The organism is Photobacterium sp. MCCC 1A19761 (assembly GCF_037389125.1).
In the GTDB taxonomy this organism is placed as follows: Bacteria; Pseudomonadota; Gammaproteobacteria; order Enterobacterales; family Vibrionaceae; genus Photobacterium.
The window spans coordinates 1-25,927 of the sequence record NZ_JAZGTF010000002.1 but is presented as its reverse complement, the minus strand read 5'-3'; the positions used below and the strand labels follow the sequence as shown (position 1 = coordinate 25,927).

The following is a 25,927-nucleotide window of genomic DNA, read 5'->3' as shown; positions in this document are numbered from 1 at the left end:
ATCGCAACAGGATTTTCCGCACGGCGGTAAAGAAAAGGCGGCCTGAATAGGCCGCCTGAGTTCATTCATTTCAAAGCAACAGGGATTAACTGGTTTTGAACTGTCCGACCAGTTTTTTCAGATCCGCACCGGCATGATTGAGCTCGCTGACAACCTGTTCGGAGCAGCGGCTTGACTCGGTCAGCTCGGCAATAATGTCCTGAATCGCGACCATATTGCGGTTGATCTCGTCAGTCACCGAGCTTTGCTCTGTGGCAGCGGTGGCAATTTGGCTGGTCATGTCATTAATCGCTTCCACTGCATGGGTGACGGTCGACAGGCTTTCAGTGATCGAGTTGGCGGCATCCACAGCTTCGTTGCAGGTGGACTGGCTATGCGTCATGGATGAAACGGCCTGGGAAACCAGGGCATGCAGCTCATCCAGCATCTCTTTAATTTCCTGTGTGCTGGATTGGGTGCGGCTGGCGAGCCCGCGCACTTCATCAGCAACGACGGCGAAACCACGGCCTTGCTCACCGGCCCGCGCAGCTTCGATGGCAGCATTGAGCGCCAGCAGGTTGGTCTGCTCGGCGATCTCGCCAATGACTTTCAGGACATTATCGATTTTTTGCGATTGCTGGTTCAGCGAGTGGATATGCTGGGCCGCCTGATCGACTTCTTCAACCAGTGCGGTAATGGAGACAACAGAAGTATCAACCCGCTGCTGAGCAATATGCGCTTCTTCACTGGCACTGCTGGTGGCATTGGAGACTTCATTGGCATTCATCGCCACTTCGCTGGCCGCTGAGCTCATTTCGGTGACGGCAGTGACAACCTGCTCGGTTTCGTTGTTGTGTTCATGTAACTGCTTAGTCAGACGAACCGTTTGCTGGTGAATGTTACTGGCTGCGCTGGAGACATGATGGGTGGCATCGGAAACCTGGGTGATGATGCCCTGCAGTTTTGCCACGAAACGGTTGAATGCATCGCCGAGCTGGGCAATTTCGTCGTGGCCGTGCACGTCCAGGCGGCGGGTTAAATCACCTTCACCGTCGGCAATTTCATTGAGGGTGCGTGCCATGTTTTGCACCGGCCGGGCCATACGATTGGCAAAGTAGAGAATGACCATGGCAAACAGGACACCGAGGACCAGAGTGATCATCAGTACGATCTGGAAACGTTTTTGCATTCCGGCAACGGCATCGTCATGGAAGACTGCCACTTCGCGGTCAATATCATCAATGTACAGCCCGGTCCCAATCATCCATTTACCGTTGTTCACACTGGTTGCGAAGCTCAATTTCGGCTGCGGTTGACCACCATTGGTTTTCGGGTACGCGTAGGCAACAAAATCCCCGCCGCGCTGACCGGCTTGAACCAGCTCCCGGATGAAGGCGACGCCGTTGCTGTCTTTCAGGCCGATCATGTTTGAGTTATGCTTCTCCGGCGCGAGCGGGTGGACCAGGTTTACTCCCTGCATGTCATAAATGAAAAAGTAGCCGGCGTTGTTGTCGGCAAAGCGCAGGGGCGTCAGGAGCTGGCGCAGTTCTGTCAGGGCCGCAGCGGTGTCCGGTGTGTTGGCAAGGACATGATCCACGGTATGCTTGGCAATATTGACGGAGTCTTGCAGCTGGCTTTTTCGCTCCTGAACCAATCGTGCTTTATAGAGCGCGACTTCTTCATCAATGGCTTTATCTTCGAGGGTAAGAATGATGCCGATGGCGACACTCATCATGACCAGTGCAGGTAACAAACTGAGTAATAACAACTTGCTCTTTAATTTTATTTCTTTCATACGGCTGAACTCTGGCTTCCGGAATAGGGTTTGGATCTTGGTATATGAATTTTTTTATTATATCGGCAAAGCATAAAAATTATTGAAGCATTGTCGTGTTATTTGTGCAGAATATGATTTAGTTTTTGTGTTTGCTCACATTTACTCTAAGTCTTTTGTCAATAACGTCAGAATATGTAGGCATGAGTATTTCGTGCAACGCTGGTTAAGCTAGTGCGGCGGGCTGGCCCCGGCTGGAAAGGAAGAGGTTCGGCGGCCGTGCTGTTTGGGTTTTTCCGAACTGCTCGTGCTGTATCTATCCGGTGTTGGTGGCGGCTGGGACTTGGGCTTCCTGAAAAATACACTAATAATTGAAACTGATATTCATTTCGACTTATGATTGCTGTTCTACAGAAACAGATGCGTGCAAAATATTTCAATACGATGACACGGTAACATCATGAAAGTTATTTTTTATGTTCTTGATAACTGAAATGGGGGCGTGGGTAAAATTAGATTCAATATCAGATGTTGATAAATTAAATATCAATATTGTTCCGTTTATTTGATGGTGAAATACAGCCACGCAAAATAATGAACTGGATTTGAATGAAAACTATTCCCTGACGATTGAGTTTATATGGCTCAACCGCCAGAGAAATATCAGAGGCTTAACGGATTAACCGCACTTTGAATCGCCGCAATTGAGGCAAGTCTTGCAACCATCTTTGATGATCACGGCCTTGTTGTGGCATTTGTAGCACAGCGTTGCACTTGGCGGGAAGCTACTGTTGTTGGCTTCTGCATCTTCGGCCGGTGATGCTTCGACTGCAGAGGATGCAGTCAGCTCTTGCTTCTTCGCCGCCAGGAACGCTTGCTGATGTGCGTCCGGCTCAGGTTTGGCCAGCATGCCGATTTCCGTCAGGTGCTGCTCAATCACGTTGCCGATTTCGGCAATCAGTGATGGGACGTATTTGCCCTTGTTCCAGTATCCGCCTTTTGGATCGAACACGGAGCGCAGCTCTTCCACCAGGAAGGTACAGTCGCCGCCTTTGCGGAACACGGCTGACATAATGCGCGTCAGTGCCACAATCCACTGGTAGTGCTCCAGGCTTTTGGAGTTGATGAACACCTCAAACGGACGGCGGATTTCATGCTCCGTGCCTTCATTCAGCACCACATCGTTGATGGTGATAAACAGAGAGTGCTCGGAAATATGCTCCGGCGTTTTCAGTTTATAGGTCGACCCCAGTAGTTTTTCCGGGCGCGGCATATCTTCATGCATGTGTACCACATCCGGTTTGGCGGCTGGTTGCGGTGCCGCGCTTGCTGTTGCGGTGGTATCGTCGGCCGGGGCTTTGACTTTGTACCCGACAATTTTGCTGTCAATCTTTTTGACCATGATGTTGTAACCTTACTTAAAATTTGCCGTAGTAGCCTTCTTTGAGCGCATCATAGAGGTTGGCCGCGGTATGTGTTTCGCCATCGTATTCGATGGTCTCGTTGCCTTTGGCTTCCAGGGTAGAGCCGTCTTCCAGTGTGAACACATAGGTGGTGTTTTCCAGATCCTGCTCTTTGACCAGAACGCCCTGGAAGACTTCCGGGTTAAAGCGGAACGTCGTGCAGCCTTTCAGGCCCTGATCGTAGGCATCCATATAGATGTCTTTAAACGTCTCGAACGGGAAGTCGGTCGGGACGTTGGCTGTTTTGGAGATGGACGAGTCGATCCAGCGCTGAGCTGCGGCCTGAACAGCCACGTGCTGAGCTGGTGTAATATCGTCTGCGGTGATGAAATAGTCCGGCAGTTGAGTCTCTGGGTCGTTGCTGTACGGCATCGCCTCGTCATTGATCAACGCACGGTAGGCCAGCAGCTCATAGCTGTATACATCGACACTTTCTTTCGATTTCTTGCCGCTGACAATCACGTTGCGGGTGTAGTGATGGGCAAAGCTTGGTTCAATACCGTTACTGGCGTTATTGGCCAGGGACAGCGAAATGGTGCCGGTCGGCGCAATCGAGCTGTGGTGGGTAAAGCGGGCACCGTGTTTTTCCAGCTCGGCAATCAGCTCTGGCTCAATGGCTGCCATTTGCTGCATGTAGCGGCTGTATCGGGCGTGCAGCACCTTGCCTTTCACTTTGTCACCGACCTGAATGCCGTCTTCAGCCATTTCCGGGCGCAGGCGCATCATTTTCGCGGTGATCTCAAATTCTTCCGCCATGACCGGTGCCGCCCCTTTTTCTTTGGCCAGGCTCAGGGCTTCTTTCCAGCCGGTGACGGCCATTTCCTGGGCAACCTGCTCGGTAAATGCAACGGATGCCGCACTGCCGTACTGGTGCTTGAGCATGGTTAGGGTCGAGCCCAGGCCCAAAAAGCCCATGCCGTGACGGCGCTTGTGCTGGATTTCATGACGCTGTTTTTCCAGCGGCAGCTGGTTGATTTCGACCACGTTATCGAGCATGCGGGTAAAGATGGCAACCACCCGGCGGTAGCTGTCCCAGTCAAAGCGTGCTTTGTCAGTAAACGGGTCGCGGACAAACTTGGTCAGGTTGACCGAACCCAGCAGACAGGCGCCATAAGGCGGCAGGGGTTGCTCGCCGCACGGGTTGGTGGCGCGAATGTCTTCACAGAACCAGTTGTTGTTCATCTGGTTGACCTTGTCGATCAGGATAAAACCTGGCTCGGCGTAGTCATAGGTTGAACTCATGATCACGTTCCACAGCTTGCGGGCCGGCAAGGTGCGGTAGATTTTACAGGCCACGCGGCCCAGATCATCTTCAATCAGGTTCGTTTTGGTCGGCCAGTCCGCCCAGATGATCGACGTATCTGTGTGCGGATCCAACTGATCCTGTTTGGCTTCGGTTGCAGTGATCGGGAAAATCAGCTGCCATTCGGTGTCAGTTTTGACGGCGTTGATAAATTCTTCGGTGATCAGCAGTGACAGGTTGAACTGGCGCAGGCGGCCGTCTTCACGTTTGGCACGGATAAAGTCGATCACATCCGGGTGACGGATATCCATGGTGCCCATTTGAGCGCCGCGGCGGCCACCGGCAGACGAGACGGTAAAACACATCTTGTCATAGATATCCATGAAGGACAGCGGACCTGAGGTGTAGGCGCCGGCCCCGGACACAAAGGCACCGCGCGGGCGCAGGGTCGAGAAATCATAGCCGATCCCGCAGCCGGCTTTCAGGGTCAGTCCGGCTTCGTGAACTTTCCCCAGAATATCGTCCATTGAGTCTTCAATGGTGCCGGAGACAGTACAGTTGATGGTCGACGTCGCGGGCTTATGCTCAAAAGCCCCTGCGTTGGAAGTGATCCGTCCCGCCGGAATCGCACCGTTGCGCAGGGCCCACAGAAATTCCTGGTACCAGTGGTCCTTGACCTTGTCATGTTCCAAATCGGCTAACGCACGCGCGACACGCTTGAATGTGTCATCGAGCGTTTGATCAATCGCCTCGCCATGCTTGGATTTCAGACGGTATTTGCTGTCCCAAATCTCCATTGATGTCGGCTGGTAAGCAATGTCGATTGCCTGAGAGGCTGCTGAAGCCGTTGGAGTTTTCGCCATGATGAATGCACCTTAATGTTTGTCTTCTGTTCCAGCACAAATGATAGAAAACCAGCTCATAACAACCGGTTTTATATCCGCTTTGGACCCGGTTTTACCGGGATTTATTGCGGCAAGGCGGCAGATCAAACCACTATCAATCAGGATCTTCAAGTCTTGACAGGAACATTCAGCCGTCTTGTCGTCGAGTTGTGAAAATAACGGTTCAGAACAGTGCAAACTGTATAAAAAACAGCATAAATTGAAGGCTTTTGTTACATTTTTTCATTCGAGTACCGTAACAAGGGGCATATTGCAAGTCGTTGAATATTTCCTGAAGTTTCGCTAACATGGCCGGCTTTTTTCAGCGTGGAGGAATCAGGATGTATATTGGGTTTGATTACGGGACGGCAAATTGTTCGGTAGCCATGATGGCTGAAGGAAATCCAGTGTTATTACCGCTGGAGCAAGGGAACCACTATATTCCTTCCACGCTGTGTGCCCCGAGCCGCGAAGCGGTGAGTGAGTATCTGTACCGGCACATGGGCGTTTCTCCCCGGGAGACGGTTGGCGAGCAGTTGTTGCGGCGTTCAATTGCAATGAACCGGGAAGAGGGGATTGATGTCGAGCCGGGAGATATGCGGTTCGGTCAGGCTGCGTTGGATCTGTATCTCGATGATCCGGAAGAAGTGTATTACGTCAAATCGCCCAAGTCGTTTTTAGGTGCCAATGGCCTGCAAGCCGCCCAGATCAGTTTCTTTGAGGATCTGGTCTGTGCCATGATGCACAATATTAAGACTCAGGCGGAGCAGACGACGCAGCAAGCCATTGAGCATGCGGTGATTGGACGCCCGGTCAACTTTCAGGGCACCGGTGGCGAACAGGCCAACCAACAGGCCGAAGGTATTCTGCGTCAGGCCGCCGAGCGCGCCGGGTTTCGCAATATTGAGTTCCAGTTCGAGCCGGTCGCGGCCGGGCTGGATTTTGAAAGTACCCTGACGGACAACAAAACCGTGCTGGTGGTCGATATCGGCGGGGGAACCACAGACTGTTCGATGATTCAGATGGGGCCGGATTGGCGCGGTAAAACCAATCGCCAAGACAGCCTGCTGGGTCACACCGGCTTGCGGGTCGGAGGGAATGACCTGGATATTCACCTGGCTTTTCGTCAGCTGATGCCGTTGCTCGGCCTAGGCAGCCAAAACCAAAAGGGAATTGATCTGCCGGTGAGTCAGTTCTGGAACCCGATCGCCATCAACAATATTGCGGCGCAGACGGATTTCTACAGTGCTGCGAACTATCGGGTGCTGGAGCAACTGCTGCGCGATGCAGCTGATCCGGACAAGCTCCGCTATTTGCTCCGGGTGCATCAGGAAACCTTGGGCTACCAGTTGGTGCGTAAGGCTGAAGAGTGCAAGATTGCGCTGTCCGAGCAGGTGTCGAATCAGGTGGTGCTGGATGGTTTGTCGGCGCTGTTAACGGCGTCTGTATCCCAGCAGGACATGGCGCAGGCGATTGAGTCGCCGCGGGTGAAGATCAGCCAGTTGGTGACGGAAGTGATCCAGCAGAGCAGCACCAAGCCGGATGTTGTGTACCTGACCGGTGGGACGGCGCGCTCTCCGGTGTTGCGTGCCAGTATCGAATCGCTGTTGCCGGGGGTGCCTTTGGTCAGTGGCAACTATTTTGGTTCGGTAACGGCGGGTTTGGCCCGCTGGGCCGAACGCTGTTTCGCCTAAACCATGCCGGAAATCGCCAGCGGCACAAGCCCGACCTGTCGTCGGGCTTGTGCCATTTCTGCAGGGCGTCGCGTTAAGAGCGTTTGACCCAGGCTGAGCACCAGCCGTTGACCGACACCGCTTTGCCGGGAAAGAGCTGGCAAGGTCGCCATTCAGCGCCTTCTTCCCCCAGAAGCAAGGCACAACCACCGCACTTTTTATCTTCATGAGGTGAGTTTTCGGTGTACTGCAGCGCTTTGGCTTGCGGATCGTCCGCCGTCAGATGAGGGAGATCTGCTGCTTGAGCCGGGCTAATCAGCTCTTTCCCGCCTAAAGTTATCCCGATCACACTTGCCAGACTGAGCTTTAAAAACGTTCTGCGACTTGCATCTTTCTTCATGATGATTTCCTCTGAGAGCACGACATTGCATTGATTCTTCATTGCATTCTTTGTTGCTTAGATTCTTCATGGCTCCGCTTCTGCATGGCATAGCTTCTACATGACTTAGCTTCGTCATGGCACGGAATCTTACCTTGCCGAAGGCATGTCGAACTTATGGCCGACTTTGCCCCGGTCCGTATAAGTGTGGAAGGGATATGCCGGGAGCGACACATTCATTTTGCGACATCGGAGATGTTTTTGATTTGCAGGGGGCTTTCGTCAGGATGGTCAAGATGCTTACGGGGACAGTGGCGATCATTTAACACTTTGTAAACATTGTGGTCATTGAATATTCAAGCTCAAGTGGTTGACTACAAAGGATTGATACAGCGCAAACAATTTTCAGATTGTAACGTTTGCGCAGTTGAAACATTTTATTTACAAGTGCATCATGTGTCCGTCTCACCAATGACGAGAATTACAAAGGTAAGAAAATGAACTTATTTCTGATTGATATTGATGGGGTTTTGGTCGAGTCCGATCATGCGGATCTTCAGTGTTACAGCCAAGCCATCGAGGACGTCGTCGGGATCCAGATCCATACGGACTGGCCTCAATATCAAAATGTGACCGATGCCGGGATTCTGGATGATGTGATCCAACGGCATCATGTCGCGGCAAATCGGTCGCTGATCCACCGACAGGTTGAAAGTCGTTATCTCGCCTTACTGCGGGAGTATGTGACTGCTCACCCGACAGCCTTTACTGCGGCGCAGGGAGCAGAGGCGTTTGTGGCGCAAATGCGGGAACGGGAGAATACTCATGTGGCAGTTGCGACCGGAAACTGGGCTGCCGTGGCCGAGTTGAAGCTACGCGCGGCAGGTATTGCCCTGGCCGGAATGACGCTGGCCACCTCATCTGATGCGGTCAGCCGCACGGAAATCATGGCGCTGGCCGCATTTCGCGCCAAACAGGACTCCGGGGCAACATTTGCCCGCCGGGTATTTTTCGGGAACGGCAGCTGGAACAAGCATGCTGCGCAGGAGCTGGGATACGACTTTGTCGAAGTCGGGCAGGCGAAACAACACCGCCACCATATTCCGAACATGGTGCACTTCAAAGCGGCGTTTTCCCAACTGGCCTTGCAGTAGTTCGATTTCGGACGGGTTGCTTTCCTGAGAGAGAATTAGATAAGGGAACGCAATCGGGCGATTTTTTGGATCTCTCAGCGCAGCTTCACTGTATTTCGGTACTTTTTTGTCTAGTCTTCCTTTAGGAAGCGCAAAAAACTGATGTTGGAGTGGTGCCGCGCATGAGTAAGAGTAACGAGTGGGTGATTCGCTGGTTTTCGGATATCTGGCAACGTGCAGATGGCCGGTTGTTGTCGGAATATGCTGCCGATCCGTTTAGTTTTCATTTGCCCGGCGGACGGGTGAGGACGGTCAGTCATCAGGAGTATCTGGGCTACCTGGATATTTGGGGTCAACGGTTTCGGGACGTGAAGTTCACGGTACAGGATATCGTCAATGAAGGCGACCGGACGGTAGCCCTCTATCATTGCAGTGCGATTTACAATGGCGGCTGGGCCAAAATCCCGGCGCGCAAGCAACAGGTCGAGATGACCGGCATGGTGTATTTTCTGCGTCAGAATCACCTGATCACCACGTGTCGGATGGAAGACAGTAGTTTTGACCTGTACCAGCAGCTGACCCGTTATCTTGAATAGGCTCGAAATAGGTAGGAGTCGGACTGAGATAAAAAAAAGCGGCGCGGTCAATACCGCGCCGTATATCGTTTGAGGCCTTTGGCTATGTTGAACAGCGCCGGGCGATCAAGCTGTCGGTTGATTAAGCTGTCGGTTGATTAAGCTGTCGGATGATTAAGCGGTCTGGATCTTGGCAGCTCGGGTTAATTTAAGCGCTTCGAAATACTGCCGGGTTTCCCCAATTACCACGCCACGGAGCAGGATCAGACCAATCAAATTCGGGATCGCCATCAGCCCGTTCACAATATCGGCAATCAGCCAGATCATATCCAGTTGCAGGAAAGCGCCCCCGCCAATCAAGGCCAGGAAAAACAGCTTGTAAGGCAAAATGGCTTTCACCCCGAACAGATAGGTCACACAGCGCTCGCCGTAGTAGTTCCAGCCCAGGATGGTGGTAAAGGCAAAGAACATCAGCCCGACGGATACCATCATCGGTCCCCAATAGGCAGAGTCCAGCCCGCTGGCAAACGCGAAGGTGGTCATTGCCGCACCGGCGTGTTCACTTTGCCAGGCGCCGGTTACAACCAGGGTCAGGCCGGTCATGGTACAGATAATGATGGTGTCAAAAAAGGTCCCGGTCATCGACACCAGGCCCTGCTGGACGCAGGAATCTGTCTTGGCGGCTGCGGCGGCCATCGGCGCACTTCCCAGACCGGATTCATTCGAGAACACCCCGCGGGCAATTCCGGACTGAATCGCGAGCATAATCCCGGCGCCGACGAAACCACCGGCTGCGGCATGGCCGGTAAAGGCGGACTGGATCACCAGTGTAATGGCCGCTGGCAGGGCTTCAGACTGAGCCGTCAGCACGGCAATACAGGCGATGATATAGAATCCGGCCATCAGGGGGACGACTTTACTGGCGACCTTGGCGATGGATTGGATCCCACCGAGCGTGACGGTGGCGACCAGCAGCGTCAGCAGAATTGCGCCCAGTTCGCGCGGCACATCAAATGACAGGTAGGCAGCATCGAGGATAGCGTTGGTTTGCGGGAACGTCCCGATACCGAAGCAGGCGACACCCAGTGCAAAAACGGCAAACAGTTTCGCCAGCCACTTGCTGCCGACCCCTTTTTCCAGGTAGTACATCGGACCGCCGATCATCTGACCGTTCGCATCCACTTCGCGGTACTTCACCGCAAGCAGACACTCTGCGTACTTGGTTGCCATCCCGAACAACGCAGCCAGCCACATCCAGAACAGGGCACCCGGCCCCCCTAGTTTGATGGCGGTGGCGACACCCACGATATTCCCGGTTCCGATGGTAGCGGACAGGGCAGTACAAAGGGCGGCAAAGCTTGACACATCCCCTTCACCACGATTTTTGCCATTGCCAGAAAACAGGTAACCAAGTGCCAGCGGCAGGTGGCGCAGTTGAATAAAGCCAAGTCGTAGTGTGAGGTAGCAGCCGGTGCCGACTAACAGGATCAGCAGGGGAGGCCCCCAGATGAAGTTATCGACAGTTTCAAGAAAGTGGTAGATTGGATTCATAATTCTCCCCTTAAATATCAAAGGAAGAGATGAAGAACAACAGGAAAAGGATGTTCCAGAAAGTTGGTACGTTAAAATTTCTGAGCTGTTGATCTTATCTCCTCTGTCCTTTTGCCTGAGAGTTTCACTTGCCGCGGCTGAATGATTCAGCGAATCGGCAAGTTTGCTCCTTCGGCGTCCGATTGAACGGATCTCTCCAGAGGCTCCTCCAACAACAGTCCATACCCGTATATCTATGCATAGAAATGCGGGTGCCTGAAAGATTTACACCTTATCAGCCGGCTGATTTTTATCAGAAAAAACCGGGGGATAACGTACTTACTTCTTCGGCGGGCGGGTCCTGAACCGGATGGGTCAGTCGCGTGCCACTCTCCTGCTGTCTTCATCGGAACTCATTTTGCGCTGGATATATTAATGGATAGAAATGTGATTGTCTGCATAAAAATAACAAGGCGAGATAAAATCTGGCATGTTCGGCGAGGGTGTCGAGCAAAATATCACCAGTGCCGGGTGAATAGATAACCAGCCTGAGTCACTGTAGGGTTGGGTTGTAAAAGTTGGCATGACATCAAGTGACGAAAAAATCATACGAATTAAGTAATTCACAGCAATTCGTACTGAGCTATTATTTTTTTATGGTTTTCTATACTATTTTCCAGACAGCGACGAATGGTAAATCTATAGACTAATTGGGAATAATCGGGCCGTTTCTAATTTCCTTTAGATATTCCAAATCGAATGAAATCTTGTATGTAAGGACATAAGTTCCTGAACATACTGGGGTAGCAGAAAATTTCAGAGTTATTGCTTAAATTTGAAACAGTATCGCCCGGCTGGATTTATTTAAGTTTCTGAGCGTTAATTATTCACAGGTGGTCAATTTTTTGACGCCTGAAACAACAATTCCAATAAATGCTTATTTACTTCATCAACAAGGAGTGTTTCACCACAGCTTAGCCAAAAGCTGTATGTACTAATCCGACTGGTAGTAAGGTGAATTTGTGATTTGGGTCAGTTGTAGTCATCACGATAAGACGGCAGAAGCCAGAGAAAACTTAAAGCAATCACACAATGTTGTTGATGTTTCGCCTTTTGAATTACTGTCGACAATGACAGGCCAGGAATTGATTTTTTTGGAGGTCGTTGATTCAAGCTCAGAAGGATTTGAGTTGCTGCGTTCGGTGAAAAGTCGCTTTCCCCAGGCGAAAGTTGTGGTGGTGTACCACAGCCTGGATGCCAATCTGGCACTGAATGTGCTGAGGGCCGGTGGTGAGGACGTGTTGCCCGCGAATGCGACAAGACAGGAGTTGGATGAATGTTTTAGCCGATTGCACACCCATCAGGTGGAAAATGAAGCGGATAGCGGCTTCGAACACCGGGAATTGTCCATTCGGCCGGCACTGAAAATTATCGATGAAAACATCAGCGCGCCGCTGCGCGAGGAGGATCTGGCGAACGCCTGTCATTATTCGCCAACCTACTTCTCCCGGCTGTTTCATAGCATTATGGGGGTGACGCTGAAGCAGTACATTATCAAAAAGCGTTTGGATTTGGCGTGCGGACTGTTGAGCTCCGATCGGGAAAAAATCTCTCAGATTGCTAATTCTGCCGGATTCAAGGATGTGTCCTATTTCTCCCGAGTCTTTAAAAAGCACATGGGATGCTCGCCCGGAGAATTCAGAATGCGCAAACACAACCTCAACACCTAACCTGCGTCAACGATGTGCGTTCAGCCCTGAACGCACCTCATTTTTCTTAAAGAATCACCTCACTTGCCGATAACCCGGACAGGGCGATTTGTCCGTGCCGCGAAGTTGCCTGTGACCTTGCTCATTCATGATATACACTTGAAAGCATACCAAGAGGGAATGCGATACCTTCAGTTGTACAATCTTCATTTGCATTGCCTTCAGTGGCATTGTCTTCACTGGTGTCGATGAGCTGAATGGTCGCGGCAGGTGCGCAAAGGGTTAACGGTATAAGAATAAGATGACAACCTTTCACGATATTTTAGGGACAGACCGGCATACGCCGGCAGATGAACTCAAGCGACGTTATAAACTTCTTTCCAGTCGCCTGCACCCGGATAAAGGTGGTTCGAAGGCCATGATGCAGTTACTGGTCCAGGCCTACGACAAGATCTGCCAGGGCAAGGGACATGAAGAGGCCGTGCGAACGATCACCGTGAAGGGGGCTTCAAGTGAGCGCTATCAGGCGAAGTGTCGCCAGCTTGAACGGGAAGTGGAAGCATTGCAACGGATCAATGACGACTTGACCCTCCAGTTGCAGCGCGATAAGCGGCAGCAGAAATCGACCGAAGAGCTGGAACGTGTTGCGGCGGCCTGTGAAGAAGATCTGAAGTTACTCCGTCGGGAAAATAACCGCCTGACCAAACAACTGGATGAGGCGCGCCGCAAACTCAGTGAGTCGACCCGCACCGTCGCCCGCTTTGAACCGGAGCGCAAATCAGACCGCAAAGCGGACGCCGGAACCCGGGCCCCACTGAGTCAGATTTCGCCTGTGGTGCTAAACCAGCTCAAGTCTTTGGGGCGGATTAACCTGCGTCGTTCCGCGCTGATGGCGATGCCGCTGATTGTGGTGGCCGGATTGATTACTGCAGGCAAGGCGCCGTGGTTATCGTTGATGGCGATGTTTGATGAGCCGCCGCCACCGCCGGAAGTCAAAATGACCATTCTGAACTACAATCCTGACGACGCGATGCCGACCACCCCGGCGCAGGAAATCATGCCCATACAGGCGGAGTCCGCTGTGCGCCCGCTTGCGCCGCGCATCCGGCTGGTTAATCTGGTTGGGCATTGGGACCTTCAGCAATATGAAAACCTTCCCCAGCCTTATATCCGGGTCCGGAGCGAAAAGGGCTCCTATATCGTAAAAGGGTGCGGCGGGCATTTTCAGTATTATCACAATAGCCATCTTCGTGCCGGGCGTCTGGCGGCCAATCTGATTTTCGAGCGACATGATCGGCACTTCCAGGTGTATAACATCCCCTACGGCAATGGTTCATTCGCGGCCAACTGGGCTGACAGCCAAAGCTTACTCATCAACAATGAATATTTTCCTAACCAGGGGTTTGTCGAAGCCTATCAGCAATTGCTGCAGCGTTGCCGCTAACCGGATTGGGATGGGTGGCGATGGTTGAGCGGCCATTATCACCGCTTCCCGTTTGAGTCATTTTTCTAGGTGCGCCTGGAGCAACGGGAGTTGACGCTGGTGGGCGGGATCCGGCTCGGAATGCTATTTATTTGAGAAGTGGGGTGTCAAAAGACTGCTATCTTTAAACGTATGCGCTTGTGTTTTCAGCTGTCTTTGCGGAGAAGTTTTATGAGAGCGTTGTACACCCCGAATCCTGTTCTCTTTGCCGGTTTACTCCTTCTGCTTTGTTTATCTCAGCCATCACTCGCTGCGGCCAGCCGCCTGCAACAAATCATTGACCGGGGTGTGTTACGCGTCGGAACGACCGGTGACTGGGCACCGATGACGATGCGCGATCCGTCCACCAACTTCTACAAAGGCTTTGATATTGATATCACCACGGAGCTGGCCAAAGATCTGGGCGTCACAGTGGAATATGTGGCCACAGACTGGAAAGCACTGGTTAGCGGGGTGATCACCAGTAAGTATGATATGACCGGAAGTGCGACACTGAACCTGAAACGGGCCAGGGTCGCGGGTTACAGCCAGCCGTATTTTTATCTGGCTTATGTCCCGGTGATACAGAAAAAACATTTTCGTCGCTTTCGTTCCTGGGGAGATTTCAACAGTCATTTGATCACCATTACTTCCCGGGAAGGGACCACCCAGGAGAGTCTGGCCAAGGAGCTGTTTCCGGAAGCCCGGCACGATGTGATTCAACCGCCGTTGCGAGATTACCAGCAGTTACTGGCGGATAAGGCTACGGCGATTGTGATTTCCAATATTGAGGCGGCGACACTGACAAACCGGTTTCCTCAGCTGGCGGTGGCAAAGGTGAAGGGCATGCGACGGCCAACCCCGGTTGCCATGCTGCTGCCGAAAGAAGATCAGATTTGGATCAATTACGTCAATCACTGGATTGAGCTGAAAAAGACACAGGGTTTTTTTGACCGGGTTGCCCGGAAATGGGGCATGGTGAGTCTGGATATTCCTTAAGCCTCAGGTAAAGACAGGCGAGGTGATGGAGGCGGTGAAAAATTGTCCATCTTTGGCGTTGAACGGACGCAATAAAAATGACATGGTGGACTGATAGGTTGATCGGGGAGGGCTGAGTGCCACCAGATCAGTAATGATGTTATCGCAAGGAGTGATATGGATTTTTCAGCCTACAAAGGATTGATCTTTGATATGGACGGCACGTTGATCGATTCGATGCCTGCCCACGTCTATGCCTGGAAACAAACCTGTGAATTATTTGAAATCCCGTTCGATGAAGCCTGGTTCTACAGCCTGGGCGGACTGCCGACCCTGAAGACGGCGCAGGCGATTAACCGTCGCTATGCACAAAACTTCGATATTCATCGTCTGGCAGACACCAAGGGCGAATTTTTTGCTGCATTGCCTAACCGAGGCGAAGTGATCCCGGAAACCTTTCAGTTGCTTAAACGCCTGCAAACCGAGAAGAAAATTGCGGTGGGCACCGGCAGCCGACACAAGTATGCAGCGCCGCTACTGGAAGAGACCGCAATTTTGCCTTTGCTGGATGCGCTGGTAACCGCTGATGATGTGGACAATCACAAGCCTCATCCGGATACCTTTCTCCGGGCGGCTGAGCGACTTGGACTGGATCCGCAGGACTGCGTGGTCTTTGAAGATACCGACCTGGGGAAGCGTGCTGCTCTGGCGGCCGGGATGGATTGCGTGATGATTGTTGAAGGGGCATTGGGGGAACTGTGCCGTGCTGACGGGCGGGTGCATTCGGTTTCGGGTTTGCCTGAAATCATGGGGTGAGTCCGATTGAACCAGCGGGGAGGCGAAGTGATGATAATCCCCGCAAACACTTGTTTTACTTCCCTCAATCTGTTGCACCGGTTGTATAAACTGATCATAATGCCCTGATAAATTCAAGATATGAAATATGACTCGGGGGATCCTCTGTGAAAGCTATTTTGCCAATGTTGCTGCCGATCTTCCTGGCCGGGTGTGCCAAATCTGTCGATGAGCGCGCTGATGAGTATATTGATTTAAGCTTTGCGCTGTGTGGTGCCAAAGTGAAGTCTTATTCACAAGGGGAAGACGGTAAAATTCGGGTGGTGTGCGACAATGAAAGCTATTTCCTGGTGAAAGATCAGCAAACGCTGGCCTATATGAACGAGCTCAATGGCGCCTATTGTTACGGGAAAGGCTTTTCTGTGTTTAATGAGCGCAGTAATTATTACACCTTCACCTGCGCAGATGACAAGAGTTTCAATATTCCGAAGTAGCCCCTGAATGCTGCACCCGGCTGAACCCAGCATCACATTGCGATGTGCGGCCGGTGAAGCGATTTAACCGCAAAACAGTAAGTTGTCGTACCTGTGGTCTTTTCTGTAGAACAATTATCGGTGGCTCACCATCTGCTGTCACAGCAGATGGTCTATATTGACGAGCATTTACGCCAGGGGGCTTTAGTCTATATCGAGAGCTTGCTGGTCGAGTCCCATATTCCGCGCACACACTATTTAACGCTGGATGATCTCAGCAGCCCTTATCCGATGCTCAGTCTGACTTCATGGATGGCTGTTGATTTTTTCAGCGCGGCGCCTTTGCCATCTTGCCAGGATGACCCACTCCGACCGATCAAGCTCACCCTCTGTACCGTCGTGCAACAACCGGATGCAAAGCCGGTCCATCGTTGGCAAACCCTCGGAACCTTCCGCTGTGAAGACGCTTTGGAAGCCATCCAGGGGTTACTCATCGCCCTGAACAATCCGGCTTATTTTGCCACTTGCCGGACCTGTGATCTCGGGTGTGCGGCCGGATATCTGAATGTCCAACAGCTGTGCTGCAATTGTGTTGAGGTCCCCGTCGGCTAGAGAACCAAGATTGTTCTTTTCTCTTTTGTGCGTGATTTTCATCGCTGAGATCAGCATGAAAGGACGCAAATCCCTGACAACTGGATTGAATAGCCCTGTCTATACTCTGAATGGTCAAAAGAAGAAAACGAATTCGGAGTGGGTATGGAATTTTTAGAGAGCTTTTTTGGGATCATCGGTGATCTCACCTGGGGATGGTCGCTGGTACCTTTCCTCGTCATCCTGGGCCTTTTCTTTACCATTGTCAGCGGATTCGTCCAATTCCGTTTCTTCGGACGCATGTTCCGGGTCCTGCTTAATAAAAATCAAACCGCAGACAAAGATGCCATTTCGGGCCGGGAGGCACTGCTGCTCTCCGTCGGTGGCCGGGTCGGTGGCGGGAACATCGCCGGGGTGGCCGTTGCGATTACCCTGGGTGGTCCCGGCGCGGTCTTCTGGATGTGGGCGATCGCATTGGTCGGGATGGCCACCAGCCTGGTGGAGTGTTCACTGGCCCAACTGTATAAACGCAAAGAAGGTGAAGCCTATCGCGGGGGGCCGGCCCGAACCATCATTCACGGCCTGGGAGAAGACTACCGCTGGCTGGCATACCTGTATGCCGTGTGTCTGATCGCCTCGTTTGCACTTGGATTCAACGCGTTCCAGGGTAACACCGTTGCCGGTGCCGCGCAGGATAGTTTGGGGATCGACCGGATTTGGACCGGCGCCCTACTGGCGATCGGGACCGGTTTTATCGTGTTTGGTGGGATCAAGCGGATTGCTAAAGCGGCGGACATCATTGTGCCGATTATGGCCGTCGGGTATCTGGCAATGTCGCTGGTGGTGATTTTGATGAACATTACCCATATTCCAGCCGTGCTCAGCAGTATTGTTGCCAACGCTTTTGGCCTGGAAGAAGCGGTTGGCGGTGGGATGGGGGCCGCATTGGCGCAGGGGTTGCGCCGGGGCCTGTTCTCGAATGAAGCCGGACTGGGTTCGGCGCCGAATGTGGCGGCGACCGCCGAAGTGTCTCACCCGATCAGCCAGGGGATCACACAGTCTTTGTCGGTGTTCATTGATACGATCCTGATCTGTAGCTGTACCGCGTTTGTGATCCTGCTGGGGGATGTGTATGTCCCTGGTGCTGCGGATATTGACGGAGTCGTCCTCACACAGCAATCCCTGGTGTCGCATATGGGTGAATGGTCGCAGTACTTCCTGACTGTGGCGATCCTGCTCTTTGCCGTCAGTTCGATTATTTATAACTACTACCTGGGGGAAAATGCCCTGACCTTCATGTCCGGCAGCAAAGCTGCCGTGTTTGTGCTGCGGGTGGTGGTGATTGGGATCGTATTTATGGGGGCGGTTGCACCCGGAGCCACCTCAGTCTTCTTCTTTTCCGATCCGCTGATGGGGGTACTGGCGATTGTGAACTTGCTGGCGTTGATGATGTTGTTCCCAACCCTGACCCGGATTCTCAAGGATTACAAACGGCAGCTGAAGGCCGGGGTCGAGCATCCGGTTTTTGATCCGAAGAAGTTTCCGGATCTGGATGTTGATTTGAAAGCCTGGAAGCCGAAGTCGTCGCAAACGGACGGGCAAGCGTCTTAAGTCGAGCGCACAGGCCGCCCGGGCCTGTGCGTCTGGTATCTCAAGCGCCTGTTATCAAATCTCTGGTATCAGGCTGCAGGTTTCAAGCTGTCGGCTTCAAACAGTTGTTTTCAAGCAGTTGGTTTCAGGAGCTGGCCGAGATAACGAACCACATGCGCCGCATCCTGAGCGGCGCGGTTCACTTTAGCAATCAGCAGCTCAGCACGCGCGTCGTCTGCCTTCAGGCTTGCCTTGATCTTCTGGTTCATCGCTTCAGCCATTTCAAGCTTGGTCTTGCAGTCCTGAAACAACGCAGAAATAAAGGTCAGCTCAATCTCACCCCCCTTTGAAAACAAGTCTGCGGCAATGGTGTAGACCGTGTGGAATTTGGTCGCCATATCTTTTTGGTTCGCTTGGCTGTCTTTCGCCCAGTCTTCGGCCCAACCCTTGAAGATTACGGCGATTTGTGGATTCGGGGCAATGTTGACTTGTTGCATGGCGTGTTGTCCTCAGGTGAATTGCAGAGGCATAGTAAAGCAGCTCAGAATCAGTTTAAAGCGATCAGGCCGATTTGCTGCTTCTATCGGCTAAAAAATCATCGCAGCAGCGCTCAAGAGGAGGTGGGGGAAGGACAATATTTGGGTGCAGTGACAGAGATTGTAATTGACAGATAGCCCTGCATTCTGTGACCCGGGTAACTTTTCATCTGCACATTTAGTGATAGGTGTTAAATAACTAAATTATTGATATTGATTGCTTTTAAGGTGCTTTCGCGCGTCGTATATTGCGTTTCAGCAGGGGGAGCCACCGTTCATGCAGGTGTTGGACAGGTTGGTAGTTATCGCTCCGCCTCGAGCTGAAAAGGAATCACGATGACCCGAAACAAACGATTATGCCCGTGGCTGCTGGGGTTGGCAGTGCCAGGCTTATTGGCGATGAGCGGTGCAGCAGCGGCTGAAAGCACCCATTTCCGTTATCAGAATCTGGAAAGTTACCGGCTGGATGCCGCGCAGGTGTTCCGGATGCGCAAGGCGATTCCGGATGTGGATCTGCGCAAGGCGCTGAAACCGCTGATAGGGAAGACGTATTACAGTGAGCCATTGTTTTTACAGGCACTGAGCGACCAACTTGGTGAGGCGATTGTTGCGCAGCATCAGGCCCGTTTGGTGGAGAAAGCCCGCCAGCCCGTTGAAAGTTTGTCGATTGATGTCATTAACGATGACGTGCTGCATGTCGCCTTTTCATCGTATCCGGACAATCAGGCACTGCCGACCACTGAGTTGATTGATCTGAAAGGGCTGGCCCGCAAAGCATCGGTGGTGAAGACTGAACAGGGATTCTCGACGGCGTCATTGCAGGTCACGGTAGCACCCGAGAGCCTGTGTTTGACGGTCACGTCAAAGCGCCACGGCCAGCTGAGCGAAATCTGTCCGGGTAAGGGCAACGGTTTTAGCCTCGACTCACCAGGAGATTATCAGCTCAACGGGCTGGGGCAGGAGTTTCATGATCCGGGCGTGCTGAATGCCAACTGGCTGGGACATAAACGCCATGGTGGCAATAAGATGGAAGGGTTCCAGGGCGGCGGCACAGGGAATACCCAGTTTCCGATCTTGTATGCGCTCAACCCGCAGCAAAAAAATTATGCCGTGTATCTGGATACCGTTTATTCCGCGGAATGGGATTTTACCCAGGCCCCTTGGCAGATCTCCCAGCTGGCAGACGATCCGAAGTTTCTATTCATCGCCGGTGATGATCTGCCGGATCTGCGCCAGCAGTATATGGCTTTGGTCGGCAATCCACTGGTTCCGCCCCGAAAGCTGTTTGGATTATGGTTGTCTGAGTATGGCTTCGATAACTGGCAAGAGCTGGATGATAAACTGACCACCCTGGCTGAGCACAAGTTTCCGCTGGATGGCGTGGTGATGGATTTGCAGTGGTTCGGCAATGTCGATGCCTTCAGCTCAACCAGCGCCATGGGCACTTTGACCTGGGATGAGGCGCATTTTCCGAATCCGGCGCAAAAAATCCAGCAGCTCAAAGAGCAGGGTGTCGGCATGATGCTGATCGAAGAGTCTTATGTCAGTGACGGGTTGGCAGAGCACACCAAGCTGGCAGAAGACGGTTACCTGGTCCAGGATCGCCAAAGCGGGCAGCCGATTGATTCAGATCCCAATGGTTACGGCTACTGGTGGGGTAAAGGCGGCATGATTGACTGGACCCAACCGGAAGCCGGGAATGCCTGGCATGACTGGAAACGCCAGCCTCTGATTGAGATGGGCATATTAGGTCACTGGACCGACTTGGGTGAGCCGGAAATGTATAACCCGCAGGGGATCTATGCCGGTGGGAAGTCGCACAATGCAGTTCATAATATTTTCAACTACAAGTGGCTGGAAAGTATTTACGCCGGCTATCAGCGAAATGAGGTGGAGACGAGACCCTTCATGATGTCTCGCTCCGGTGCTCCGGGCATTCAACGTTTCGGTGCGACGATGTGGTCGGCAGATATCGGCACCAATGTGGAAAGTCTGGCGACTCAGTTCAGTATGCAGCCGAATATGATGCTGTCGGGCATGGATTACTACAGCTCGGATATTGGCGGTTTTCACCGCAGCGCCCTCAGCGTGGTGCCGGAGAAACGGAAGCAGGCACTGGATGAAACCTATACCCAATGGTTTGCCTACAGCGCCCTGTTTGAGGTGCCGGTCAGGCCGCATACGGAAAACTTGTGTAACTGTAAAGAAACTGCGCCCGATCGCGTCGGCGATCAAGCCAGTAATCTGGCCAGTATCCAATTGCGCTATCAGTTAATCCCTTACCTGTACTCACTGGCCCACCGGGCCCATTTGGCTGCCGAGCCGGTCTATCCGTCACTGGAGTATTACTTCGGTGATGACCAGCTGGCGCATAACCTGCCGGCGCAAAAGATGATGGGTCCGTCTCTGATGGGGGCCGCGGTGGCCAAACTGGGTCAGCAAAGCGTGGATGTCTACCTACCGCGTGGCACCTGGTATGACTATCGTACCGGCCGGGCCATTGAAAGCCAGGGCCAGTGGTTGTCATCTGTACCGCTGTATCAGGATCAGGTAATGACCCTTCCGCTGTATGCCCGGGAGGGCGCGATTATTCCGGTCAATCCACAGCAATCGATGCCGATGAGCAGTGATGTACCGGAAGCCCTGGCGGCGCGGATTTACGGCAAATCCGGTGCATTTACCTTGTATGAAGATGATGGGCAGACACATGCTTATCTGCAGGGGAAAGTGCGGAAGACGACGCTGAGCACTCGTGAAACAACAAACGGGGTTGCGCTACAGGTGACCACGGAAGGCAGCTACGACGGTGCATTGCAACAGCGGCCAATTCAACTGGCGTGGTTCGGGCTGACGCAGAAGGTTGCGGCTGTGACGCTGAACGGCAAGCCGGTTGTCGAATGGACGCAACAGGGCGACCAGGTGCGGATCAGCAACCCGGCGGTGGATGTCCGACAGCCACTGGAGATCAACGTCCGGTTTGAATAAACGGGCTCTGGGGATAAAAAACAGCCAGCAAATTGCTGGCTGTTTTCATTCATGGCAATAGAAATTGCGTTATTTGTTTGCCGTGCTCGGCTGCTCCGGGTGCCAAGCACCGTCCAGCTCTTCCAGTTCCGGGAACTTCGAGCGGTCGAACTCAGGCGTCTTACCGGCTTTCAGCTGCACTTCATAGTCTTTAATCACTTTGATGGCCAGCTGTGACAGCAGCACCAGTGCGATGATGTTGACCAGCGCCATGACCCCCATGGATGCATCTGCCAGGCTCCAGACAACCGGCAGCGACGCAACAGAACCGAACATGACCATCGCCAGCACGAACAGGCGGAAGATGAACAGACCTTTATTGCTGTTGCCGTTCAGGAACATGATGTTCGTTTCGGCGTAGGTGTAGTTGGCAATGATCGAGGTGAAGCAGAACAACAGGATGGCAGCAGCCATAAAGTAGGTTGTCCAGCTGCCCAGCTCACTGCTCAGGGCTTGTTGGAGCAGGCCGATGCCGGTCGCGGCATTTGGCTGATCCATGACGCCAGAGAGCATAATCATCGCAGCAGAAGCTGTACAGATCACGATGGTATCCGCAAAAACACCCAGCATTTGAACAAAGCCCTGAGAGGCCGGGTGGTTCGGGTTTGGTGTCGCACTGGCTGCCACGTTGGCCGCAGAACCCATACCGGCTTCGTTCGAGAACAGGCCTCGGGCGATACCGTTCTGCATGGCTTGCGAAATGGTGTAAGCCACACCACCGACAGCGGCCTCTTCCCAGCCAAACGCGCTCTTGACGATCAGAGCAACGGCCGCAGGCAGCTCGGTGATGTTCATCGCCACAATCACCATCGCAATCGCCAGGTAACCAATCGCCATCACCGGAACGATACGAGAGGAAGCTTCTGCGACTTTACGCAGGCCACCCATAATGAAGAAGGCCGCTGCGATGACAATCACAATCCCCATCACAGTTTTATCAAAACCAAACGAGTGGTTCAGTGCATCGGTAATGGTGTTGGCTTGAACTGCGTTGAAGACCAGACCGAAGGCGATGATCAGACAGACTGAAAACAGCGAGCCCATCCAGCGCATGCCCAGACCTTTTTCCATGTAGTAGGCCGGGCCGCCACGGTATTGACCGTCGACATCTTTGGTTTTGAACACCTGCGCCAGGGTTGACTCGATGAACGCAGTTGACATCCCGAACATGGCGATTAACCACATCCAGAAGATAGCGCCCGGGCCGCCCACAGTCAGGGCAACAGCGACACCAGCCATGTTCCCGGTACCGACACGGGCAGCCATTGAGGTGCAGAATACCTGATAGGAGCTGATCCCGTTATCAACATCTTTCCCGCTCTTCAGGACATCAACGGCGTGTTTGAATTGACGAATCTGGATGAAACCGAGGCGAATAGTAAAGTAGATACCCACTGCAACGAGCAGGTAGATAAGTAGATAGCCCCAAAGTACATCATTAACTTCACCAATAATTGCCAGCAGGCCGTCATTGAGCGAGGTTAACCAAGTTTCGTGTGTAGCACTCATATTATTTTCCTGTTTAACTGGCTCAGCAAGTTTGTGACTCACTGAGCGAACCGGAACGTCCATTTAAGTGACAGTTCGTATTGACCGATTTCAGATGTGTTCTTGTTGGTTGCTCACAAAGGTGTCTGCATGGGTAACCAGTTGCATTTACAATTGTGAAACATGAAATCGGATGCTTCGACTTGTGAAGGTGCAGAAAGTTAGCATGAAATTCTGAAGCCCACTTGCGATCTAAGTCACACTTCTTAAATGATAAATATGCAAGTTACTGTTATTTGTTGAATGTAAATAAATATTAACAAATTAAATCAATGAGTTATATTTGTATTCGCATGATGTGAGCAGGAATGAATCGAACGCTGCACAATTAGGCAAAAGAATTATTTTAACCTGAATTTAACTTAAAATTCAGAAAATTTAACTTATTCATTGTGGGGTTATATTGCTAAATTTTAACAACTGGCGATCTTTCAAACGCTGTGCTGGGTGTAATTTGAGCAGTGATGGATGGGGAAGATGTTGTTGAAAACACAATGATGCCCCCGTCCGGGAGCAGGCGACTTGATGTAATGTGGATGCAATCCAAATAGAAGCTCCCAAATTGAAGCTATATAAGGATGCATCGGTTTAGTGGGTATACTGGGGCTTGAGCAGATGGTGATAGTGCACGAGTGCCGGCTTCAGGACCTCGTCTTCGTGTATTTCAATAATATCTGTGCATTTGTGTCCGCAAATACAGATATAAACATTATCTTCTGACACAAAAAACTCATCAGATTGTCCGCATTGATTACAAATCGGATCGAGCTTCATTGGTTATCCTCCCTGTTATACTCTGGAATCATACTGTGAGTTCCATGGGTTTCATATATTGCGCGGTGGAAAGTTGGATTCATCGCAAGTTTTTATTCTGCGCCTGTGACAGGGACAGACAGGGAAAAGCGATCTCATCTAACGAAAGGGGCGGGTAGTGATAATCGATCACCGTTTTCATGTTCAGTATCGTTGTTCATATCGTTCAGATACAAAAAAGGCCCTTTGGTCGGACATACTGGATTCGAACCAGCGACCCCTACTCCCCCAGAGTAGTGCGCTACCAGACTGCGCTAATGTCCGCCAAAAGGCCATTATATTCATGGTCTTATCGACGGCTTTAAATTAGCAACAAGCAGCTCGGAAAGCAAAGGCTAAAGTGTGATCGATCTACCAAAACAGTGATGGTGTGAGATTAAATGCTCGAACTCTCAGCAGTTAGAGGAGGTTCTGGGCATCATCATCTGAAGTGTCAGGCAGCGGGTATGTTTCATTGAAAGCGAGGTAACATGCTGTTTTGTGAAGGACTTGGCTTCCGGTGAGGTCGGGTTCACGTTGCACTGCATGCTGGCAGAGACTTTATTTGAGAAATCGCTAAAATTTAAGTTCACAATAAACAAAACTGAGAGTATGATTTGCACGTAAATGCCTCTCTGCGCTGCACAGCGACAAATTTCCATTATAATTAGGGTGTGAATTGATTCTCCGTTCTAATCGATGAGTTTGGCAGGCAGTTACCAACCTTTATGATTCCTTTTGTGTGCCTATTAATTTTTATATTAATTGGCAATCTCGTTCTGAGGCGAATGCCGAACAACTTATTATTCGTTCAAGCTTCAATGTAATGCCTGAATGAGACCAAGTTGGTTTGTGATTTAAGAGGTATATTTCATGGATAGTTTTGCAGCTGCTGAAAAAGCACTGACCGCTATGTTAAAAAACGTTGAAGCGAACGGCTCAACAAAAGAAGAGCGTGTTGATTATCGTCAAATGCTGATTGATTTCGCGGACGAAGTTCCGGGTCGTCAGAAGGCCGTCATCAAGCGTATTCCACTGCAAAAGATTAATGACCTGATTGCTGTGCTTTATGAATTTAAAGAGGAAGCACGTCAGGTTCGTATGACGGAAATCCTGGCCCAAATGGAAAAGGATGGCGTTCACCCTGAAGATCTGGTGTTGAAACAACAAGACTAACTTTTCAAAACACATCACGCTTTATCCAGACTTTCAACACAGCGGTATGTCCGTTGATGGAATTCTTTTATCTGCCGCTTGTATTGTCAGTGTCGGTTGTCAGCATTTGAATCGTAAAAAATTGACAGAAGTTTTACGATCAAATGTTGCAAATAGTGATAGGGATTTATCTTTACTCCCGGACATCAGGTCAATCTAAGTCTGCAAATCATCCCGTCAGGAAAATCGCCGGATGGGTGAAATCCTTATTTCGATTTCGATCGTATAGGGGAGATGGCATTCGGGAAAGTGCCTGTTGACGAGGGGTCAGGTATCAGGGAATAAATCAACCGTGCTGTTGTTTCTGTGGAATGCCGCGCAATCGACACGTTGACCGGGCGCACGTCTGCGTTATATCGAATGTCCATACGATAGGGCGGGGAATTTACGTTCTATAATCGGCTTGCCGCAAATATGTAATCAGCCGCATCAAAAAAATACGATAAAAATATATTCGGGTGCGTCTGAAACCCAATACAGAGACAACAAAAAACGGAGAGCCAGGCTCTCCGTTTTTTGGTTGTGGTATACCGGTTAGGCTTCAACAAGGCTTTGTTGATCAAATCAGGGAAAACAACAGA

19 protein-coding genes, 1 tRNA gene and 2 riboswitches are annotated in these 25,927 nt (G+C 51.6%); of the genes, 12 read left to right on the top strand and 8 right to left on the bottom strand.

The features are described 5' to 3' along the window. Positions 1-85: 85 nt before the first annotated feature. The 3 genes from VV869_RS02855 to VV869_RS02845 form a co-directional block, all read right to left on the bottom strand. Positions 86-1,774 (bottom strand): methyl-accepting chemotaxis protein, encoded by a 1,689-nt coding sequence (locus VV869_RS02855; RefSeq protein WP_337733488.1) that lies wholly within the window; start codon positions 1,772-1,774, stop codon positions 86-88. Between the two features lie 658 nt (positions 1,775-2,432). Continuing rightward, positions 2,433-3,155, bottom strand: coding sequence for a TSCPD domain-containing protein (locus tag VV869_RS02850; RefSeq protein ID WP_337733487.1), 723 nt, complete (start codon positions 3,153-3,155; stop codon positions 2,433-2,435). 16 nt (positions 3,156-3,171) lie between these two features. Next, positions 3,172-5,322 carry an adenosylcobalamin-dependent ribonucleoside-diphosphate reductase gene (locus tag VV869_RS02845; RefSeq protein WP_337733486.1) on the bottom strand — a complete coding sequence of 717 codons (2,151 nt, stop codon included), beginning with the start codon at positions 5,320-5,322 and terminating at the stop codon, positions 3,172-3,174. A 362-nt stretch (positions 5,323-5,684) separates the two neighbouring features. Between VV869_RS02845 and yegD the strand changes: the two genes are divergently transcribed. Beyond that, positions 5,685-7,037 (top strand): molecular chaperone, encoded by a 1,353-nt coding sequence (yegD, locus tag VV869_RS02840; RefSeq protein ID WP_337733485.1) that lies wholly within the window; start codon positions 5,685-5,687, stop codon positions 7,035-7,037. A gap of 73 nt (positions 7,038-7,110) precedes the next feature. Here the strand turns inward: yegD and VV869_RS02835 are convergent, their stop codons facing one another. Beyond that, the gene (locus VV869_RS02835; protein ID WP_337733484.1) at positions 7,111-7,416 is read right to left on the bottom strand and encodes a high-potential iron-sulfur protein; all 306 of its coding nucleotides are present in this window, start codon (positions 7,414-7,416) and stop codon (positions 7,111-7,113) included. 476 nt (positions 7,417-7,892) lie between these two features. Here VV869_RS02835 and VV869_RS02830 point away from each other — a divergent pair, with 476 nt between their 5' ends. Both VV869_RS02830 and VV869_RS02825 read left to right on the top strand, forming a co-directional pair. Beyond that, positions 7,893-8,549, top strand: coding sequence for an HAD family hydrolase (locus VV869_RS02830; protein ID WP_337733483.1), 657 nt, complete (start codon positions 7,893-7,895; stop codon positions 8,547-8,549). 161 nt (positions 8,550-8,710) lie between these two features. Continuing rightward, a complete protein-coding gene (locus VV869_RS02825; RefSeq protein WP_337733482.1) occupies positions 8,711-9,124 on the top strand; it encodes a nuclear transport factor 2 family protein in 414 nt (137 codons plus the stop codon). A 153-nt stretch (positions 9,125-9,277) separates the two neighbouring features. Here VV869_RS02825 and VV869_RS02820 read toward each other — a convergent pair whose 3' ends face one another. Further along, on the bottom strand, positions 9,278-10,654 hold the full coding sequence (locus tag VV869_RS02820) for an alanine/glycine:cation symporter family protein (RefSeq protein WP_337733481.1): 1,377 nt from the start codon (positions 10,652-10,654) through the stop codon (positions 9,278-9,280). Between the two features lie 93 nt (positions 10,655-10,747). Beyond that, positions 10,748-10,864: riboswitch (glycine riboswitch) on the bottom strand. A gap of 23 nt (positions 10,865-10,887) precedes the next feature. Then, a riboswitch (glycine riboswitch) is annotated at positions 10,888-11,040 on the bottom strand. 747 nt (positions 11,041-11,787) lie between these two features. On the opposite strand from VV869_RS02820, the gene VV869_RS02815 reads away from it, so the two are divergent. From VV869_RS02815 to VV869_RS02785, 7 genes are all read left to right on the top strand, one after another. Continuing rightward, positions 11,788-12,363 carry a helix-turn-helix transcriptional regulator gene (locus VV869_RS02815; RefSeq protein ID WP_261600101.1) on the top strand — a complete coding sequence of 192 codons (576 nt, stop codon included), beginning with the start codon at positions 11,788-11,790 and terminating at the stop codon, positions 12,361-12,363. Between the two features lie 280 nt (positions 12,364-12,643). Further along, positions 12,644-13,786, top strand: a complete 1,143-nt coding sequence (locus VV869_RS02810; RefSeq protein WP_337733480.1) for a J domain-containing protein — start codon at positions 12,644-12,646, stop codon at positions 13,784-13,786. A 210-nt stretch (positions 13,787-13,996) separates the two neighbouring features. Then, complete coding sequence (locus VV869_RS02805) at positions 13,997-14,803, top strand: transporter substrate-binding domain-containing protein (protein ID WP_337733479.1); 807 nt, start codon at positions 13,997-13,999, stop codon at positions 14,801-14,803. A 156-nt stretch (positions 14,804-14,959) separates the two neighbouring features. Next, a complete protein-coding gene (locus tag VV869_RS02800) occupies positions 14,960-15,598 on the top strand; it encodes a beta-phosphoglucomutase family hydrolase (protein ID WP_337733478.1) in 639 nt (212 codons plus the stop codon). A 146-nt stretch (positions 15,599-15,744) separates the two neighbouring features. Continuing rightward, positions 15,745-16,071, top strand: coding sequence for a hypothetical protein (locus VV869_RS02795; protein WP_337733477.1), 327 nt, complete (start codon positions 15,745-15,747; stop codon positions 16,069-16,071). Positions 16,072-16,191: 120 nt separating this feature from the next. Further along, positions 16,192-16,662, top strand: a complete 471-nt coding sequence (locus tag VV869_RS02790) for a hypothetical protein (RefSeq protein WP_337733476.1) — start codon at positions 16,192-16,194, stop codon at positions 16,660-16,662. 144 nt (positions 16,663-16,806) lie between these two features. Beyond that, positions 16,807-18,252, top strand: a complete 1,446-nt coding sequence (locus VV869_RS02785) for an alanine/glycine:cation symporter family protein (protein WP_337733475.1) — start codon at positions 16,807-16,809, stop codon at positions 18,250-18,252. Positions 18,253-18,362: 110 nt separating this feature from the next. Here VV869_RS02785 and VV869_RS02780 read toward each other — a convergent pair whose 3' ends face one another. Then, on the bottom strand, positions 18,363-18,728 hold the full coding sequence (locus VV869_RS02780) for a hypothetical protein (protein ID WP_337733474.1): 366 nt from the start codon (positions 18,726-18,728) through the stop codon (positions 18,363-18,365). A 375-nt stretch (positions 18,729-19,103) separates the two neighbouring features. On the opposite strand from VV869_RS02780, the gene VV869_RS02775 reads away from it, so the two are divergent. Beyond that, positions 19,104-21,752 carry a TIM-barrel domain-containing protein gene (locus VV869_RS02775; RefSeq protein ID WP_337733473.1) on the top strand — a complete coding sequence of 883 codons (2,649 nt, stop codon included), beginning with the start codon at positions 19,104-19,106 and terminating at the stop codon, positions 21,750-21,752. A 69-nt stretch (positions 21,753-21,821) separates the two neighbouring features. On the opposite strand, the gene VV869_RS02770 is transcribed toward VV869_RS02775, so the two are convergent. After that, positions 21,822-23,300 carry an alanine/glycine:cation symporter family protein gene (locus VV869_RS02770; RefSeq protein ID WP_337733472.1) on the bottom strand — a complete coding sequence of 493 codons (1,479 nt, stop codon included), beginning with the start codon at positions 23,298-23,300 and terminating at the stop codon, positions 21,822-21,824. 1,039 nt (positions 23,301-24,339) lie between these two features. Beyond that, positions 24,340-24,416 (bottom strand) — tRNA-Pro (locus VV869_RS02765). 588 nt (positions 24,417-25,004) lie between these two features. Here VV869_RS02765 and VV869_RS02760 point away from each other — a divergent pair. Beyond that, the gene (locus VV869_RS02760; protein ID WP_337733471.1) at positions 25,005-25,307 is read left to right on the top strand and encodes a hypothetical protein; all 303 of its coding nucleotides are present in this window, start codon (positions 25,005-25,007) and stop codon (positions 25,305-25,307) included. Positions 25,308-25,927 lie beyond the last annotated feature (620 nt).

Coding starts and splice junctions, on each gene's coding strand:
- VV869_RS02855 (WP_337733488.1), bottom strand. CDS start 1,774: ATGAAAGAAATAAAATTAAAGAGCAAGTTGTTATTACTCAGTTTGTTA.
- VV869_RS02850 (WP_337733487.1), bottom strand. CDS start 3,155: ATGGTCAAAAAGATTGACAGCAAAATTGTCGGGTACAAAGTCAAAGCC.
- VV869_RS02845 (WP_337733486.1), bottom strand. CDS start 5,322: ATGGCGAAAACTCCAACGGCTTCAGCAGCCTCTCAGGCAATCGACATT.
- yegD (WP_337733485.1), top strand. CDS start 5,685: ATGTATATTGGGTTTGATTACGGGACGGCAAATTGTTCGGTAGCCATG.
- VV869_RS02835 (WP_337733484.1), bottom strand. CDS start 7,416: ATGAAGAAAGATGCAAGTCGCAGAACGTTTTTAAAGCTCAGTCTGGCA.
- VV869_RS02830 (WP_337733483.1), top strand. CDS start 7,893: ATGAACTTATTTCTGATTGATATTGATGGGGTTTTGGTCGAGTCCGAT.
- VV869_RS02825 (WP_337733482.1), top strand. CDS start 8,711: ATGAGTAAGAGTAACGAGTGGGTGATTCGCTGGTTTTCGGATATCTGG.
- VV869_RS02820 (WP_337733481.1), bottom strand. CDS start 10,654: ATGAATCCAATCTACCACTTTCTTGAAACTGTCGATAACTTCATCTGG.
- VV869_RS02810 (WP_337733480.1), top strand. CDS start 12,644: ATGACAACCTTTCACGATATTTTAGGGACAGACCGGCATACGCCGGCA.
- VV869_RS02805 (WP_337733479.1), top strand. CDS start 13,997: ATGAGAGCGTTGTACACCCCGAATCCTGTTCTCTTTGCCGGTTTACTC.
- VV869_RS02800 (WP_337733478.1), top strand. CDS start 14,960: ATGGATTTTTCAGCCTACAAAGGATTGATCTTTGATATGGACGGCACG.
- VV869_RS02785 (WP_337733475.1), top strand. CDS start 16,807: ATGGAATTTTTAGAGAGCTTTTTTGGGATCATCGGTGATCTCACCTGG.
- VV869_RS02780 (WP_337733474.1), bottom strand. CDS start 18,728: ATGCAACAAGTCAACATTGCCCCGAATCCACAAATCGCCGTAATCTTC.
- VV869_RS02775 (WP_337733473.1), top strand. CDS start 19,104: ATGACCCGAAACAAACGATTATGCCCGTGGCTGCTGGGGTTGGCAGTG.
- VV869_RS02770 (WP_337733472.1), bottom strand. CDS start 23,300: ATGAGTGCTACACACGAAACTTGGTTAACCTCGCTCAATGACGGCCTG.
- VV869_RS02760 (WP_337733471.1), top strand. CDS start 25,005: ATGGATAGTTTTGCAGCTGCTGAAAAAGCACTGACCGCTATGTTAAAA.